The sequence below is a fragment of the Yimella sp. RIT 621 genome (assembly GCF_004146205.1).
GTDB classification, from domain to species: Bacteria; Actinomycetota; Actinomycetes; order Actinomycetales; family Dermatophilaceae; genus Yimella; species Yimella lutea.
On the sequence record NZ_SEIP01000010.1, the window covers coordinates 15,839 to 30,940 of the forward strand.

General features: G+C 68.0%; 15 protein-coding genes. 9 read left to right on the plus strand and 6 right to left on the minus strand.

Features of this window, described 5'->3' with window-relative positions; genetic code table 11:
• Positions 1–161 precede the first annotated feature (161 nt).
• The gene (locus EU513_RS16145) at positions 162–1,565 is read right to left on the minus strand and encodes an NAD(P)H-quinone dehydrogenase (protein WP_205744749.1); all 1,404 of its coding nucleotides are present in this window, start codon (positions 1,563–1,565) and stop codon (positions 162–164) included.
• A 63-nt stretch (positions 1,566–1,628) separates the two neighbouring features.
• Between EU513_RS16145 and EU513_RS16150 the strand changes: the two genes are divergently transcribed.
• Positions 1,629–2,465, plus strand: a complete 837-nt coding sequence (locus tag EU513_RS16150) for a purine-nucleoside phosphorylase (protein ID WP_240796023.1) — start codon at positions 1,629–1,631, stop codon at positions 2,463–2,465.
• Positions 2,466–2,478: 13 nt separating this feature from the next.
• Positions 2,479–4,110: a phospho-sugar mutase gene (locus tag EU513_RS10625; RefSeq protein WP_129625875.1), complete on the plus strand. Its 1,632-nt coding sequence runs from the start codon at positions 2,479–2,481 to the stop codon at positions 4,108–4,110.
• A 90-nt stretch (positions 4,111–4,200) separates the two neighbouring features.
• Here EU513_RS10625 and EU513_RS10630 read toward each other — a convergent pair whose 3' ends face one another.
• Positions 4,201–4,827, minus strand: a complete 627-nt coding sequence (locus EU513_RS10630; RefSeq protein WP_168990238.1) for a PH domain-containing protein — start codon at positions 4,825–4,827, stop codon at positions 4,201–4,203.
• A gap of 5 nt (positions 4,828–4,832) precedes the next feature.
• Positions 4,833–5,486 carry a deoxyribose-phosphate aldolase gene (deoC, locus tag EU513_RS10635; protein WP_129625877.1) on the minus strand — a complete coding sequence of 218 codons (654 nt, stop codon included), beginning with the start codon at positions 5,484–5,486 and terminating at the stop codon, positions 4,833–4,835.
• An 81-nt stretch (positions 5,487–5,567) separates the two neighbouring features.
• Between deoC and EU513_RS10640 the strand changes: the two genes are divergently transcribed.
• The 6 genes from EU513_RS10640 to EU513_RS10665 all read left to right on the plus strand — a co-directional run bounded on the left by EU513_RS10640 (position 5,568) and on the right by EU513_RS10665 (position 11,410).
• Complete coding sequence (locus tag EU513_RS10640) at positions 5,568–6,170, plus strand: AAA family ATPase (RefSeq protein ID WP_129625878.1); 603 nt, start codon at positions 5,568–5,570, stop codon at positions 6,168–6,170.
• Positions 6,171–6,391: 221 nt separating this feature from the next.
• Positions 6,392–7,306, plus strand: coding sequence for a glycerophosphoryl diester phosphodiesterase membrane domain-containing protein (locus EU513_RS10645; RefSeq protein WP_168990239.1), 915 nt, complete (start codon positions 6,392–6,394; stop codon positions 7,304–7,306).
• A 19-nt stretch (positions 7,307–7,325) separates the two neighbouring features.
• Positions 7,326–7,961, plus strand: a complete 636-nt coding sequence (locus EU513_RS10650; protein WP_129625880.1) for a DUF4129 domain-containing protein — start codon at positions 7,326–7,328, stop codon at positions 7,959–7,961.
• Positions 7,958–9,073, plus strand: coding sequence for a DUF4350 domain-containing protein (locus EU513_RS10655; protein ID WP_129625881.1), 1,116 nt, complete (start codon positions 7,958–7,960; stop codon positions 9,071–9,073). The genes EU513_RS10650 and EU513_RS10655 overlap by 4 nt, the downstream gene beginning before the upstream one ends.
• Positions 9,073–10,071: a MoxR family ATPase gene (locus EU513_RS10660; RefSeq protein ID WP_129625882.1), complete on the plus strand. Its 999-nt coding sequence runs from the start codon at positions 9,073–9,075 to the stop codon at positions 10,069–10,071. The genes EU513_RS10655 and EU513_RS10660 overlap by 1 nt, the downstream gene beginning before the upstream one ends.
• A gap of 43 nt (positions 10,072–10,114) precedes the next feature.
• Positions 10,115–11,410 (plus strand): DUF58 domain-containing protein, encoded by a 1,296-nt coding sequence (locus EU513_RS10665; RefSeq protein WP_129625883.1) that lies wholly within the window; start codon positions 10,115–10,117, stop codon positions 11,408–11,410.
• A 112-nt stretch (positions 11,411–11,522) separates the two neighbouring features.
• On the opposite strand, the gene EU513_RS10670 is transcribed toward EU513_RS10665, so the two are convergent.
• Entirely contained in the window at positions 11,523–12,518 is a 996-nt protein-coding gene (locus EU513_RS10670; RefSeq protein WP_129625884.1) for a stage II sporulation protein M, read from the minus strand.
• A 23-nt stretch (positions 12,519–12,541) separates the two neighbouring features.
• Between EU513_RS10670 and EU513_RS10675 the strand changes: the two genes are divergently transcribed.
• Complete coding sequence (locus EU513_RS10675; protein WP_129625885.1) at positions 12,542–13,372, plus strand: RDD family protein; 831 nt, start codon at positions 12,542–12,544, stop codon at positions 13,370–13,372.
• 273 nt (positions 13,373–13,645) lie between these two features.
• On the opposite strand, the gene EU513_RS10680 is transcribed toward EU513_RS10675, so the two are convergent.
• Positions 13,646–14,737 (minus strand): adenosine deaminase, encoded by a 1,092-nt coding sequence (locus tag EU513_RS10680; RefSeq protein ID WP_129625886.1) that lies wholly within the window; start codon positions 14,735–14,737, stop codon positions 13,646–13,648.
• A 3-nt stretch (positions 14,738–14,740) separates the two neighbouring features.
• Positions 14,741–15,094 (minus strand): cupin, encoded by a 354-nt coding sequence (locus EU513_RS10685; RefSeq protein ID WP_129625887.1) that lies wholly within the window; start codon positions 15,092–15,094, stop codon positions 14,741–14,743.
• Positions 15,095–15,102: the final 8 nt, after the last annotated feature.

The window sequence follows — 15,102 nt, forward strand, 5'->3', positions numbered from 1 at the left end:
CCTCCGCTGGTTGAAACAACGAGAACCCAGCCCGACGTGGCTGGGTTCTCGCGTTGTCGCACCTTGGTTTCGGCACCTGCGGATTCCTTCGTCATCCGTAGGGCTCAACCAGCGGCATTCGTCGGTTCTCGCCTTGTTCGTGCCTCCCCGCGGGACCGGCCTCAGATCTCCGACTGGTGCAGTCGGCGCGCGGCCTCGGCGATCGAACCGGTCATCGACGGGTAGACCGAGAAGGTCTGGGCCATCTGATCGACAGTCAGGCGGTTCTGTACGGCCAGGCCGATCGGGTAGATCAACTCGGACGCCTGGGGCGCCACGACCACTCCACCGACGATCGTGTTCGAGCCGGGACGGACGATCAGTTTCACGAAGCCGTCCTTGATGTTGCGCATCTTCGCGCGCGGGTTGGTCGACAGCGGCAGCGTGACCACGCGGGCCTCGATCCGGCCCTCGTCGACGTCCGCCTGGGAGTAACCGACCGTGGCGATCTCGGGGTCGGTGAAGATGTTCGCGCAGACACCGCGCAGGTTCAGCGGGGCGACCGCGTCGCCGAGTGCGTGCGCCATGGCAATTCGTCCCTGCATCGCGGCCACGGACGCCAGCGGCAGCACGCCGGTGCAGTCGCCGGCGGCATAGATACCAGGCACGGAAGTGCGGGAGACACGGTCGACGCTGATGTGACCCGACGGCGTGAGGTCGACACCGACCTCCTCGAGTCCGATGCCCCTGGTCTGCGGAATCGAACCGACGGCCAACAGCGCGTGCGAACCCTCGACCGTCCGGCCGTCCTCGAGGGTGACCGTCACCTTGTCGCCGTCGCGCACCGCGGACTGGGCACGCGAGCGGTTGAGCACCTGCATGCCACGGCGACGAAAGACGTTCTCGATGACCGTGGCGGCGTCGGCGTCCTCGCCCGGAAGCACGCGATCGCGGGAGGACACCAGCGTCACCTTCGAACCCAGGCCGAGGTAGGCGTGGGCGAGTTCGGCACCGGTGACACCGGAACCGACGACGATCATGTGCTCCGGCAGTTCCTTCAGGTCGTAGATCTGCTGCCAGGTCAGGATGCGTTCGCCGTCGGGCATCGCCGACTCCATCACCCGCGGTGTGGTGCCGACCGCCAGCAGGATGACGTCTGCCTTGATCTCCTCGGGTTCGGCGTCCTGCCGCACCAGGCGCACGGTGGAACTGTCGACGATCGAGGCCGAACCGTGCACGACGCGGCAGCCGACGCTCTCGACCTGAGCACGGATGTCGTAGCTCTGTGCCTTGGCCAGCTTCAGCACGCGGCTGTTGACCTCGGTGATGTGCGCCTCGGCGTGCTGGTCCTCCTCGTGCCCCTCGAAGTGCACACCCAGACGTCCGGCCGCCTTGAAGCGCGACATGAAGTCGGAGGTCGCGATCAGCGTCTTGCTCGGGACGCAGTCGGTGAGCACCGCAGCGCCACCGAGTCCGTCCCTCTCGACGATCGTGACGGCGGCGCCGAGTTGCGCGGCCACCAACGCGGATTCGTAGCCACCGGGACCGCCGCCGATGACCACCACTGACTTCTGTCGACCAGTCACCCGCCCATCCAACCACGCAGTAGGTCGTGTGTTCCGGGGGTCCGGCTGGGTACTGTGGCGGCCGTGACGAACATCAAGACGCAGACCGCCGACTTCGCCGACGTCGACCCCTTCGAGCTCGCCGATCAGGCGGCACGGCGGATCCGGGAGCTGTCCGGCGTCGACAAGCACGACGTGGCGCTGGTGCTCGGTTCCGGTTGGGGTGACACCGCCGACCGGCTCGGCGAAACCGTCGCCACGATCGACAACGAGCAGGTGCCCGGATTCGCCAAGGCCGCCGTCGCCGGCCACAAGGGCACGATGCGATCGATCCGCATCGAGGGCACCGACAAGCACGCGCTGGTCTACGGCACCCGCACGCACTACTACGAGGGACGCGGGGTGCGCGCGGTCGTGCACGGCGTCCGCACCGCCAAGGCCGCCGGGTGCGACACCGTCGTGCTGACCAACGGCTGCGGCGGGTTGAACCCTGACTGGACTCCCGGCACGCCGGTGCTGATCAGCGATCACCTGAACCTCACCGCGAACTCGCCGCTCGAGGGCGCGACCTTCGTCGATCTCACCGACCTGTACTCCTCGCGCCTGCGGGAGTTGGCCCGCACGGTCGACCCGGACCTGCCCGAGGGTGTGTACGCGCAGTTCCGTGGGCCGCACTACGAGACGCCCGCCGAGGTACAGATGGCCAAGGTGCTCGGCGCCGATCTGGTCGGCATGTCGACCGCGCTCGAGGCCATCGCCGCGCGCCACGTCGGCCTGGAGGTCCTCGGCATCAGCCTGGTCACCAATGCGGCCGCCGGCATCAGTGAGGTGCCGCTGTCGCACGAGGAAGTCATCGACGCCGGCAAGGCTGCAGCGAGTCGCTGCGCCGACCTGTTGTCGCAGATCGTCCGCAAGCTCTGAGCGAGGTTCCGTCATGACCCAGGTGCACGACGACGTCCGCGAGTGGATCGCCGACGACCCCGACGCCGAGACCGCTGCCGGCCTGACCAGCCTGCTGGAGCGCGCCCAAAGCGGCGATGAGAGCGCGGACGCCGAGCTTGCCGACCGGTTCTCCGGTCTGCTCGAGTTCGGCACCGCCGGGCTGCGCGGCGCGCTCGGTGGCGGACCGAACCGGATGAACCGCGTCGTCGTGCTGCGTGCTGCTGCCGGCCTGACCGCGTACCTGCAGGAATCGCAGGGTCGCCCCGACGTGACCGTGGTGATCGGATTCGACGCCCGCCACAACTCAGACGTCTTCGCCCGCGACACCGCGGCCGTCGTCGTGGCAGCCGGCGGACGCGCGCTCGTGCTCAGCCATCCGTTGCCGACGCCGTTGTTGGCGTTCGCGATTCGCCACCTGGGCGCCGACGCCGCAGTGATGGTGACCGCCAGCCACAACCCGCCGCAGGACAACGGTTACAAGGTCTACCTCGGCGACGGCAGCCAGATCGTTCCACCCGCGGACGCCGAGATCGCCGCTGCGATCGACCGCTTCCCGCGCGCGGCCGATGTCGCTCAGGCCGACGGCGGCTGGGAGACGGTCGACGACTCGATCATCGACGACTACCTGGCGTCGGTGACGTCGGTCGTCGAGGCGGGCGGCCCGCGCGACCTGCGGATCGTGCACACCGCATTGCACGGCGTCGGGTCGGCCACGATGATCGACGCCCTGCACCGCGCCGGCTTCACCGACGTCCAGCCTGTCGCCGAGCAGGCGGAGCCGGATCCGGAATTCCCGACCGTCAGCTTCCCCAATCCAGAGGAGCCGGGAGCGATCGATCTTGCGCTCGCCGAGGCGCGGAAGGTGGGTGCCGACATCGTCATCGCCAACGACCCCGACGCCGACCGGTGCGCCGTCGCGATCGAGGACGCCGGCACCTGGCGAATGTTGCGCGGCGACGAAGTGGGTGCGCTCCTGGGTCACCACTTGGTGCAACGCGGTGTCGCCGAAGGCTCGGTGTTCGCCAACTCGATCGTCAGCTCTCGTCTGCTCGGCGCAATCGCCCGCGCCGCGGGCATCGCCCACGAGGAGACACTCACCGGGTTCAAGTGGATCAGCCGCGTCCCCGGTCTGCGGTACGGCTACGAGGAAGCGCTCGGCTACTGCGTCGATCCCGCAGGCGTCCGGGACAAGGACGGCATCAGTGCCGGTCTGTTGATCGCCGAATTGGCTGCGGAATTGAAGGCCACGGGGCGTTCGATCCCCGACGTCCTCGCCGAACTCGCCCGCACCCATGGCGCCCACCTCACCGACAGCTTCTCGGTGCGGGTCGATGACCTGTCGATCATCGGACGCATCATGCAGCGACTGCGCGACAACCCGCCGGAAAACGTTGCCGGACAGTCGGTTTCCCGCAGGGAGGATCTTGCGGAAGGGTCGGACGCGCTGCCCCCGACCGAGGGCCTGCGCTACTACCTGGCCGACGACACACGCATCATCGTACGACCGTCAGGCACCGAACCGAAGCTCAAGATCTACCTCGAAGCCATCGGTGACGACGCTGCCGAGACCGCGCAACGACTCGCGGCCGTCCGGGCCGAGATGGAGGGTCTCACCACCGCCTGACCGGGACGGTTCTCGCCTTCCACCGAACCGCATAAGGCCTCGATCGCGGCGCTCGCACCTGCTCGACCCGCCCTCGTCCGAAGCGGCCGACTACAGGCTGAGGAAGCCGATCACGACGGCCAGCAGGCACGCGGCCCAGCCTGCTGCGGCCACCGGCGAGACGGTGCGGTGAATCTCGGGCTTCTGTTCGGCGATCGCACCCTTGGCGACGGCTCGCTCGTAGTCGGCCTTGGCCTCGTCGATGGCCGAGGCGACCGCGCCGGCGGACCCGGACCGGTGCTCCTGTCCCATCGGCACATCGGTGCCGGTGGTCGGGAGCAACTGTCCACCCGGCGTCGGGGTGACACCCCCGGTCATCTTCGGACGCTGCGCCGAGACCGCCCAGGAGGAGTACGCGTCGCCTTCCGGTGAAACCACCTTGAGGTTCCAGCGGGCCTCGGTCATGTCGACCGCCGGCCACGTCATCCGGATGTCACGGACGAGATTCTCCAGACGGACCCCGTCGGCGCTCAACCGCACTGCGGGACGGACGAGAATCAACCAGACCACCCCCGCCGCAGCCAACAGGAACGCGGTGGCACCCACCTCGAGCCCGGACGCGACCGCGAGCGCGACGAGCACGACCAGGAAGACGCCGACCAACACCCAACCGGTCACGTACGCACCCCGCTGGCGGAAAGTGCGGACGGGGTTGCCCGGATTCTTGTCCTGTGACACTGAGGTCAGGCGTCGAAACCGGCGAGCACGGACTCGGTGCCGGACAGACCGAGGCGGTTCGCGCCCGCCTCGATCATCTCGGCAGCGGCTTCAGGGGTGCGAATGCCACCCGACGCCTTGACGCCGAGACGGTCGCCGACGGTCTCGCGCATCAGCCGCACCGCGTGTGCGCTCGCGCCACCTGCCGGGTGGAAACCGGTGGACGTCTTCACGAAGTCCGCACCGGCGCGCTCGGACGCCTGGCAGCACGCCACGATCTGCTCGTCGGTCAGGGCGGCGGACTCGATGATGACCTTCAGGACGACGTCCGGAGCAGCCTGGCGCACCGCGGCGATGTCGGCCTGGACCGCGTCGAAGTCTCCGGCGTGGGCGGCTCCGATGTCGATGACCATGTCGATCTCCGCGGCGCCGAGCTTCGCGGACTCGGCAGCCTCGGCCGCCTTCACCGCGCAGGTGTGCTTCCCGCTCGGGAACCCGCAGACGACTGCGACGGGCAGCGAGGTCTCCAGCGGCAGCATCGACGGCGACACACACACCGAGTAGACGCCCAGCCGCTCACCGTCGGCAACGAGCGCACGCACGTCGTCCGTGGTGGCTTCGGGCTTGAGCAGGGTGTGGTCGACCATCTGCGCGACCTGGGAACGGTTCGGTTTCGTCACCCGGCCAGGCTACCTGGGGGCTGCCGTATTCTCATCGCGCCACCAGAACGCCCAAGCGATGCTCGAGGAGCAACCCGATCGATGTCCGAACGACGAGCACGCGTGCTGATCCTGTGCGGCCCCAGCGGATCCGGGAAGTCCCGCCTGGCCGAACGCCTGCATCGCTCGTACGGCTGGCCGATCGTGCGCCTGGACGACTTCTACAAGGACGGCGACGATCCGTCGCTGGCGATGTCGTCACTGGGCATCCCCGACTGGGACGTCGTCGGCTCCTGGAACATCGATGCCGCGTTCGCCGCGTTGCAGGATCTGTGCACGACCGGCCGGACCGTGGTGCCGGACTACGACATCTCCACCTCCCGGGCGGCCGGGCACTCGACCGTCGAACTGGCGAGCGCCGACACTGTCGTGGCCGAGGGGATCTTCGCCGCCGACCTGATCGCCCTGCTGCGAGATGCGGACTTGTTGCGCGATGCGTTCTGCGTCCGGCAGAACCGCTGGGTCACGATGGGACGCCGGTTCGTGCGCGACGTGTCCGAGCGGCGCAAGTCGGTGCCGGTGCTCGCGCGTCGAGGTTTGCGGTTGGCGATGGACGAGCCGCGGATCGTCGCCGCGCATGTACGGCGTGGCGCGCGTGCAGTCACCCCGAAGCAGGCGGAGCGGGAGGTTAGGGTCGGTGCATGACGAACTGGGCCAGTCCTTCGGGAGAACGGCAGCCTGAGCAGCCGGCGCACCACGGCCCGCCGCCACCCACTCCGCAGTACGGCCAGTACGCACCGGGACGCGGCCCGCAACCCGATCACAGCCAGAGCCCTCGATACGGCCAGCAGTATCCGCCGCCACAAACTGGTCCATACGGCGGTCCACCCTCGCCTCAAGCACCTCGATACGGCCCTGCCCCAGGCTTGTTCGCCCCCAAACCCGGCGTGATCCCGTTGCGGCCGCTCGTGCTCGGCGACATCTTGGAGGGCGCGTTCCGGACGGTCCGCGGCAACCCGATGGCGACCCTCGGCATGTCGCTGGTCATCTCGACGCTGTTCGCGATCCCGACGCTGTTGCTGACGTTGCTCATCACCAACACCGCGTTCGGTGCGGACAACACCGGCGATGCCCTGGTGTCGATCGCCAACTCGGTCGGTCAACTGGTAGGGGTCTTCGCCTCGATCCTGCTGTCGGGCATGTTGATCGTGGTCGTGGCCGAGGCCGTGCTCGGTCACCGCGCATCGATCGGCGAAGCATGGACCCGGGTGAAGCCGCGCATCTGGGCGCTGCTCGGCGCCACCCTGCTGTTGATGCTGGGCGGCATCCTGATCGTTGCGGTCCTGGTCGGCGTGACCCTGCTCGCCTACCTGGCCGGTGGTGAGATCGCTGCCGTGATCGTCGGCATCCTGGCCGTCGTCGCCGGCTTGGCACTGCTGATCTGGCTCGGCACCCGCACGATGCTCTCCCCCGCTGCGGTCACACTGGAGGGCATCGGCCCGGTCCGGTCGCTGAAGCGTTCCTGGGAACTCACCCGCGGCCAGTTCTGGCGGATCTTCGGGATCTCGCTCGTCACGCAATTGCTGGTCGGCATGATCGCCTCGATGATCCTGTTCCCCGCGGTGCTCGTCGGGATGGGCGTGCTCCTCGCGGGCGCCGACCCCGACGCGGGAATTGCGACGCCGTTGTGGTTCGTCGTCTTCATGCAGGTCATGACGATCATCTCCACGGCGATCACCGCACCGTTCAGCTCCAGCGTGACCGGTTTGCTCTACATCGATCAGCGCATTCGGCGTGAGGCGCTCGACCTCGAGCTGATGAAGGCCGCCGGGCAGAAGTGACTCGGATCCTGCACTGACGATGTTCGCCCGCCTCGAGCCGCCCCTGCAGCCGTCGTCCGACGACGCGCGTAGGCAACTCGAGCACGAGTTGAGCAAGCCCAAGTACGGCGACCGGCGCACGCTCCTGCAGAAGTTGATGGACTGGCTGAACGAACGACTGGCCGATCTCACCGACGGCGCCGGCTCGCTGCCGCCCCTCTGGCTGGGCCTGGTATTGATCATGCTGGCGGCTCTGATCGGACTCGGCCTCACCAGGATTCGACGTCGTCAAGGACCCGAACGCGGCTCGGACCACGACGTGGACGAGGTCATCTTCAGCGAACTCGACGCGGACGAACTACGCGCGGCGGGCGACCGCGCGCTGGCGGACGGTGACACTGCCCTGGCCCATGTGCAGTACTTCCGAGCGCTCGCCCGGCGGGGTGTCGACCGCACGATCGTCTCCGCACGACCCGGCGCAACAGCGCACGAGGTCGCGAACGAACTCTCGCACGCCTTTCCCGACCGCCGGGCCGATATCGACGCCGCCGCACGCACGTTCGACGAGGTGCGGTACGGCGGACGTGTGCCGCCACGTCCGGTCGTCGAGGCGATGCGTGACCTCGATGCGTCCCTCGCCCGTAGCCGTCCTGCGCACCCGGCGGTCACGCGGTGACCCGCCGCCGTCTGTTCGCTGCCGTTGCAGTCCTTGCACTCGTGCTGGTCGTGGCCGGCGTCATGTCGATGCTCAACCGCAGCAACGAGATTCCGCTCGATCCGCAGAACCCCGGCAAGGGCGGGTCCGAGGCCGTGGCGAGCGTGCTCGGCGCCAACGGTGTCGACGTGCATCGAGTGACCGATGTCGACGAGCTGCAAGACCGACCGCCGGGCAAGGGCACGACCGTGCTGGTGAGCGACCCGACGTCCGTCTCGGCCGACCGGCTGCGCGAGATCGCGTCTGCCCATCGCGACAGCGCACGACTCATCCTGATCGCACCACACCCGCACCTGCTGAAGGACGCGTTCGAGATCAACACCGAAGCCGGCGGGACGTCGAGCGCGACGGCCGCAGGCCGGGAATGCTCGCTGGCATGGGCTCGCTCGCTGACCATGTCGGCCGACTCGGTCAGCTACGCCGTTCCGGCGGGTGCGACTTCCTGTTTCGGTGACGACTCCGAGGGCGTCGTGTTCGAACTTCCGGCCGCCGACGGGCGTCCGGCACTGCTGATCATCGGCAGCACCGACATCCTCACCAACAGCACGATGAAGGCCGGCGACAACGCCGCAATCGGATTGCGAGCACTCGGACAGACCAGCGAACTCCTCTGGTACTCCGGCGGATTCGATCCGAAGTCGTCCAGTGCGCAGCAGGAGACGGTGTTCCCGAGGTGGGTGATGCCGGCGCTCTGGCTGATCTCGGCCTGCGTGCTGCTCCTGATGTTCTGGCGCGGTCGACGCCTCGGACGTCTGGTGACCGAACCGCTGCCGGTGATCGTCCACGCCAACGAGACCACCGCCGCGCGCGGGCAGCTGTACCGCAAGGCTCGCGACACCTCCCGCACGGCGGCGGTGCTGCGTTCGGCGACCCGCGACCGTGTGCGTCGCTACCTCGGCCTTCCGCCCGGCATCGACGACGAACACCTCGTCCACCAGGTGGCGCTGCACAGCGGACGCGAACCGCATGAGGTAGGCGTCCTGCTGGCCGACGACCCACGAACCATCGACGAATCGACGTTGAGCAAACTGGCCGATGAACTCTCGGCACTCGAAAGGCAGGTCCGCCGCTGATGACCGATCTGGACAAGTCCCAGTCCCCCGACCCGGATGCCGCTCACCCCGAAGCGGCCCGCGAGGCGTTGCAGCGGGTGCGCAGCGAGGTCGCGAAGTCGGTGGTCGGTCAGGATGCCGCCGTCACGGCGATCGTGATCGCTCTGCTCGCGCGCGGCCATGTCCTGCTCGAGGGTGTACCCGGTGTGGCCAAGACGCTGCTGATCCGCACCCTTGCGGCAAGCCTGGCGATCGACTCCAAGCGGGTGCAGTTCACGCCCGACCTGATGCCCGGCGACATCACCGGATCGCTCGTGTTCGACTCGCGCAGTTCGGATTTCACCTTCCGGCCCGGTCCGGTGTTCACCAACCTGCTGCTCGCCGACGAGATCAACCGCACTCCCCCGAAGACGCAGTCGTCGCTGCTGGAGGCGATGGAGGAGCGCCAGGTGTCGATCGACGGCACCCCGCGTGCGTTGCCGAACCCGTTCATGGTCGCCGCCACGCAGAACCCGGTCGAGTACGAAGGCACCTATCCGTTGCCGGAGGCACAGCTGGACCGCTTCATGATGAAGATTTCGATCCCGTTGCCCGAGCGCGACGACGAGGTGCAGGTGCTGCGCCGTCATGCCGAAGGATTCGATCCCAAGGACCTGCGCGCCGCGGGCGTCCGCGCCGTCGCGTCGCCTGCCGACCTGACCGCCGGCGCGCAGGCGGTGCGAACCGTCGAGGTGCGCCCGGACGTGCTGGCCTACATCGTCGACCTCGCGCGCGCCACCCGGCACTCCCCGTCGCTGTCGCTCGGGGTGAGCCCGCGCGGGGCGACGGCACTGCTGTCCACAGCCAGAGGTTGGGCGTGGCTGAACGGCCGCAACTTCGTGACTCCGGACGACGTCCAGACAATGGCCGTGCCGACACTGTCGCACCGTCTCGCGCTGCGCCCGGAGGCCGAACTCGAAGGCGTCACCACCGAGAACGTCCTGCGGTCGGCCATCGGCGCCGTCCCGGTGCCGCGCTGACGACCCGCTGACGACCTGCTGACGACTTGCTGAGGACCCACTGATGGCTGTCACCGGACGCACCGTGCTCCTGGCCCTGCTGGGCCTGGTGTTCGTCGTGCTGCGTCCGCAGCAGTCGTCGGTCTGGCTGTGGCTGGCGCTGGTCGGTGTGCTCGTCGCGCTCGACCTGCTGTCGGCGCCGTCGCCGAAGAAGCTCGCCCTGAGCCGGGAACCCGTCGAGTCGGTGCGGCTGGGCGAGAGCACGACGACGAGTCTGCTGGTACGCAACCCGACCGGTCGGACGCTGCACGCACTGATCCGGGACGCCTGGCAGCCGTCCGCCGGGGCCGGCCGCGACCGGCACGATGCCCGGATACCCGGCGGCGAGACCCGCCGACTGACCACCACGTTGTCACCGACCCGGCGTGGCGACCGGCGAGCCGACCGGGTGACGGTGCGGTCGTTCGGCCCGATGGGCCTCGCGGCTCGACAGCGCTCCTTCGAGCTGCCGGGGTTCGTGCGCTGCCTACCCCCGTTCGCCTCCCGCAAGCATCTGCCGAGCAAACTCGCTCAACTGCGTCAGATCGACGGACGCTCGGCGGTGCGCATCCGCGGCCAGGGCACCGAGTTCGACTCGTTGCGTGACTACGTCGACGGTGATGACGTGCGCAGCATCGACTGGCGAGCCACTGCTCGCCGCCAACACCCGGTCGTGCGCACCTGGCAACCCGAACGCGACCGCCGGATCATCCTGGTGCTCGACACCTCACGCACCAGCGCCGGACGCATTGACGACATGCCGCGGCTCGACTCGGCGATGGATGCTGCACTACTGCTGACCGCGGTCGCCTCCCGCGCAGGCGATCGCGTCGATCTCATCGCAGGCGACCGCACAGTGCGCGGACGGGTGATCGGAAAGTCGGACCGCTCGGAGTTGCTGCATTCGATGGTGACCGCGATGGCACCGCTGGAAGCCGTTCTGCTGGAAGCGAATTGGAACACGCTCGCCGGTGCGGTCAACAGTCTTACCCGCCGCCGGTCACTCGTCGTGCTGCTGACTCCGCTCGAACCGGCCGCCCTGGAGGAAGGCCTTCTTCCGGTGCTGCCCGGCCTCACCAAGCACCACCGGGTCGTCGTCGCCTCCGTGGCCGACCGCTCGGTCGTGCAGGCTGCAGCCCAGCGCGACGGAATCGCGCAGACCTACGAAGCCGCTGCCGCCGAACGCACGATGCAACAGCGTGCCCGCACCACGTCCGCGCTCAGCCGCCTGGGTGCGACGGTCATCGACGAGCCCGCCGACAAGCTGCCGGTCGCACTCGTCGACCACTACCTGCTGCTCAAACGTCAGGGGTTGCTGTGACCACACTGCGAGTCCGGTGAGGATCCTCGGTGCGGGCGTGCAGGCCGACTCCCCGACTGGGTGGCCCAGGCCGCCGAGTCCGCGAACCGCGGTACTCGGCTCTCGATCTGACTCAGCCGCGCGACGGCGCTTCGGCGGTGGCGTCGACCCCGGTGAGGTCGCCGGTGACACCGCGTCGTGCGGCGTCCCTGCCGAGGGTCCACACGTAGACGAAGAACAGCAGTTCGGCGATGACGCCGACGGCAATGCGCGCCCAGGTCGGTAGTCCGGACGGTGTCACGAAGCCTTCGATCAGACCCGTTACGAACAGCACGACGATGAGTCCGAGAGCCAGCGTCATCGTCGAACGCGCCTCGCGGGCGAAGTTGCTCGCCCGGCTGCGGTGCCCCGGCTCGACCCACGACCAGAACATCCGAAGACCGGCGCCCGCGGCGACGAAAACCGCTGTCAGCTCGAGCAATCCGTGCGGAAGGATCATCCCGAAGAACAGGTCGAGGCGGCCGTGATCTGCCATCAGTCCGCCGATGAGTCCGAGGTTGGAGATGTTCTGCCAAAGCATGTAGATGACCGGCAGACCGAGCGCTCCGGCCGCGAGGCAGACGGCGGCCACCCAGGCGTTGTTCGTCCACACACGAGCGGCGAAGTCGGCGTTCGAACTCTCGTGGTAGTAGTTCTCGAAGTCGTGGTTGACCAGTTGGTCGATCTCTTCTGCGGACAACATCGACGACTGGACGCCGGGGTGCGCCATCACCCACCACCCGAGCGCCAGGGCGACCGCGTAGTTGGCGAACATCGTGATCAGCCACCAGCGGCGGGAGCGGTACAACATCGCCGGGAACGTCTCGACGAAGAATCCCGCCACCGCCGTCCACGAACTCGACCGCGTGCCCATCGCCTTGGCCCGCGACTTCGCGAGAATCGTCGAGAGGTACTGGGTCACACCGGGATCGGGCGCGGTGGAGCGGATATGGGACAGATGGGTGGCGGTGCGCTGGTAGAGGTCGAGGAGTTCGTCGGACTCCGACACGTCGAGTCGACGCTTCGTGGTCAGCGCCTGCAGGCGGGCCCACTCGTGTCCGTGCGCCTCCACGTAAGCGTCCAGATCCACACCCGAACTGTACGCTGCGGGTGATGGCGAACTCGACGACTTCCCCCGCCGCACCGAAGCGTGCGCTACGCGGGTCCGACGTCGACTCGATGATCACCGGTGAGGGTGTGCTCATCGATGTGCCCGCGACTTCCGTGGCGTTGCTGATCATTGCCGCGATCATCGATTACATCGTGATCTTCTCCGGGTTCGTCCTCGCCACACTTGCACTCTCCTGGCTGGGCGGCAGCGTGACCGAAGCTCAGGCCGCGATCATCGGGATCCTGCTCACCGTCACCGGTTTCCTGGTGGTCCCGGTGGGTGTTGAGCTGCTCACCCGAGGCCGCAGCCTCGGCAAGCTCGTGATGAAGCTGCGCGTGGTCCGTGACGACGGTGGTCCGATCACCTTCCGGCATGCGTTCGTGCGTGGCCTTGTCGGCATCATCGAGATCTGGTTGCTGATGGGCGTGCCCGCAGTCGTCAGCGCGATGTTGTCCACGCGCGCGAAACGGATCGGCGACCTCGCCGCCGGCACCTATGTCGTACGCGAAGAGACCGCGATGCGCTTGCCGCCGGGCCCGTGGATGCCACCTGCGCTGATTCCGTGGGCGTCCGGAGCCGACATGGGCGCGCTGCCCGACGGCGTCGCCATGCAGATCCGGCAGTACCTCACCCGCACCGACATGCTGAGCCCGGTCGCACGCGAGCAGGTCGGACGCGCGCTGCTGGCCGAAGTGATGCCGCGGGTGTCTCCTGCCCCGCCCCCGGGCGCCCCGATGGACGCCGTGCTCGCCGCGGTGCTCGCCGAACGGCGCAAGCGTGACCGTGAACGCCTCCAGCGCGAAGCCGCCCTACGCGCCCGCGTCCTGCGCTGAGTCGCCATCGCTGGTTGAGCCGCGTGACTGAGGAACGAAGTCACGCGCGCCGAAACCAACGCAACCTGCGACGCCCACCCGACAACACGTGGACGAGCAGCCGTGAACCTCACCGGGTTTCGGCGCACGCTGATTCCTTCGTCATCAGCGTGGCTCAACCAGCGGAAACGTTCGGCACCCGCGGACGGACCTACGCTGCCAGGCTCAACCAGCGGAAACGTTCGGCTCCCGCGGACGGACCTACGCAGACCGGCTCAACCAGCGAAAACGAACTCAGCTCAGGGCGCCGCGGGCCGCCGCTTCGTAACCGGGCTTGATCACGTCGTTGATCAGGGCGAGTCGCTGTTCGAACGGCAGGAACGCCGACTTCATCGCGTTCACCGTCACCCAGCGCAGGTCGTCCAGGTCCCAGCCGGCTTCGTCGACCAGTTTCTGCATCTCCCACGACATCGAGGTATCGCTCATCAACCGGTTGTCGGTGTTCAGCGTGACCCTGAAGTGAAGGTCCTTCAGCATCGTGATCGGGTGTGCCGCAATGGATTCGGCGGCACCAGTCTGGATGTTCGATGACGGGCACATCTCCAACGGGATGCGCCGGTCGCGCACGAACGCCGCCAGCCGGCCGAGTTTCGGATCGGTCTCGGAAACATCGATGTCGTCGACGATTCGCACGCCGTGACCGAGGCGCTCGGCACCGCACCACTGGATGGCTTCCCAGATGCTCGGCAGGCCGAACGCCTCCCCGGCGTGGATGGTGAAGTGTGCGTTCTCTCGGCGCAGGTACTCGAACGCGTCCAGGTGACGGGTGGGCGGGTAGCCGGCCTCGGCCCCAGCGATGTCGAACCCAGCGACCTCCTGGTCGCGGTAGCGCACGGCGAGTTCGGCGATGTCGCGGCTCTTGGCAGCGTGCCGCATCGCGGTCAGCAACGCACGAACCCGGATCGGGTGGCCGGCCGAGGCGGCACGCGCCTCACCGTGGCGGAATCCCGCGTTCACCGCCTCGATCACCTGCTCCAGGGTCAGACCCTGTTCGAGGTGCTGCTCGGGTGCGTAACGCACCTCGGCATAGACGACTGCGTCGTCCGCAAGGTCCTGGGCGCATTCCGACGCCACCCGGAACAACGCGTCCCGGGTCTGCATCACGGCGACCGTCTGGGCGAAGGTCTCCAGGTAACGGACGAGCGAGCCGGAGTCGGCGCTATCGCGGAACCAATCCGCGAGTCCTTGGACGTCGTCGACCGGCAGACCGTCGTACCCGACTTCCCTGGCCAGTTCGAGGACGGTCTGCGGACGCACCCCACCGTCGAGGTGGTCGTGCAGCAGCACCTTCGGCAGGGCCTTGATCTTCGGACGAACCTCGTGCATCGCTCAGTCCTCCCGGTTGACGGTGTCGGGGCTGAACGCCGGCAGACAGACCGCGATGTACTCCGCACCTTGATGTCCACAGGAGTAGCGAATGCGTTCGCCGGCAACGGTTTTCACTGACTCACCAGCGTTGACCTCCAACCGGCCACCGTCGTGGTCGACGATCACGGTGCCCTTGAGCACGATCGTGTACTCGTCGAACTGCGGGGTCTGGAAGGGCTCGTCCCAACCGGCGGGCGCGACCATGTGCGCGACCGAGATCGACGTCTCGCCCGTGCTCGCCGCACCGATGTGCTCGTCGATGATCTTCCCGCCCGGGACGGGGATCCGGATTGCTTCGTCGTAGTGCTCAACCATGTCGTCGT

Bases quoted from the DNA above. Each gene is read 5' to 3' on its own strand.
- EU513_RS10685 (WP_129625887.1), bottom strand. From the start codon at position 15,094: ATGGTTGAGCACTACGACGAAGCAATCCGGATCCCCGTCCCGGGCGGG.
- EU513_RS10680 (WP_129625886.1), bottom strand. From the start codon at position 14,737: ATGCACGAGGTTCGTCCGAAGATCAAGGCCCTGCCGAAGGTGCTGCTG.
- EU513_RS10665 (WP_129625883.1), top strand. From the start codon at position 10,115: ATGGCTGTCACCGGACGCACCGTGCTCCTGGCCCTGCTGGGCCTGGTG.
- EU513_RS10625 (WP_129625875.1), top strand. From the start codon at position 2,479: ATGACCCAGGTGCACGACGACGTCCGCGAGTGGATCGCCGACGACCCC.
- EU513_RS10650 (WP_129625880.1), top strand. From the start codon at position 7,326: ATGTTCGCCCGCCTCGAGCCGCCCCTGCAGCCGTCGTCCGACGACGCG.
- EU513_RS10660 (WP_129625882.1), top strand. From the start codon at position 9,073: ATGACCGATCTGGACAAGTCCCAGTCCCCCGACCCGGATGCCGCTCAC.
- EU513_RS10640 (WP_129625878.1), top strand. From the start codon at position 5,568: ATGTCCGAACGACGAGCACGCGTGCTGATCCTGTGCGGCCCCAGCGGA.
- EU513_RS10675 (WP_129625885.1), top strand. From the start codon at position 12,542: ATGGCGAACTCGACGACTTCCCCCGCCGCACCGAAGCGTGCGCTACGC.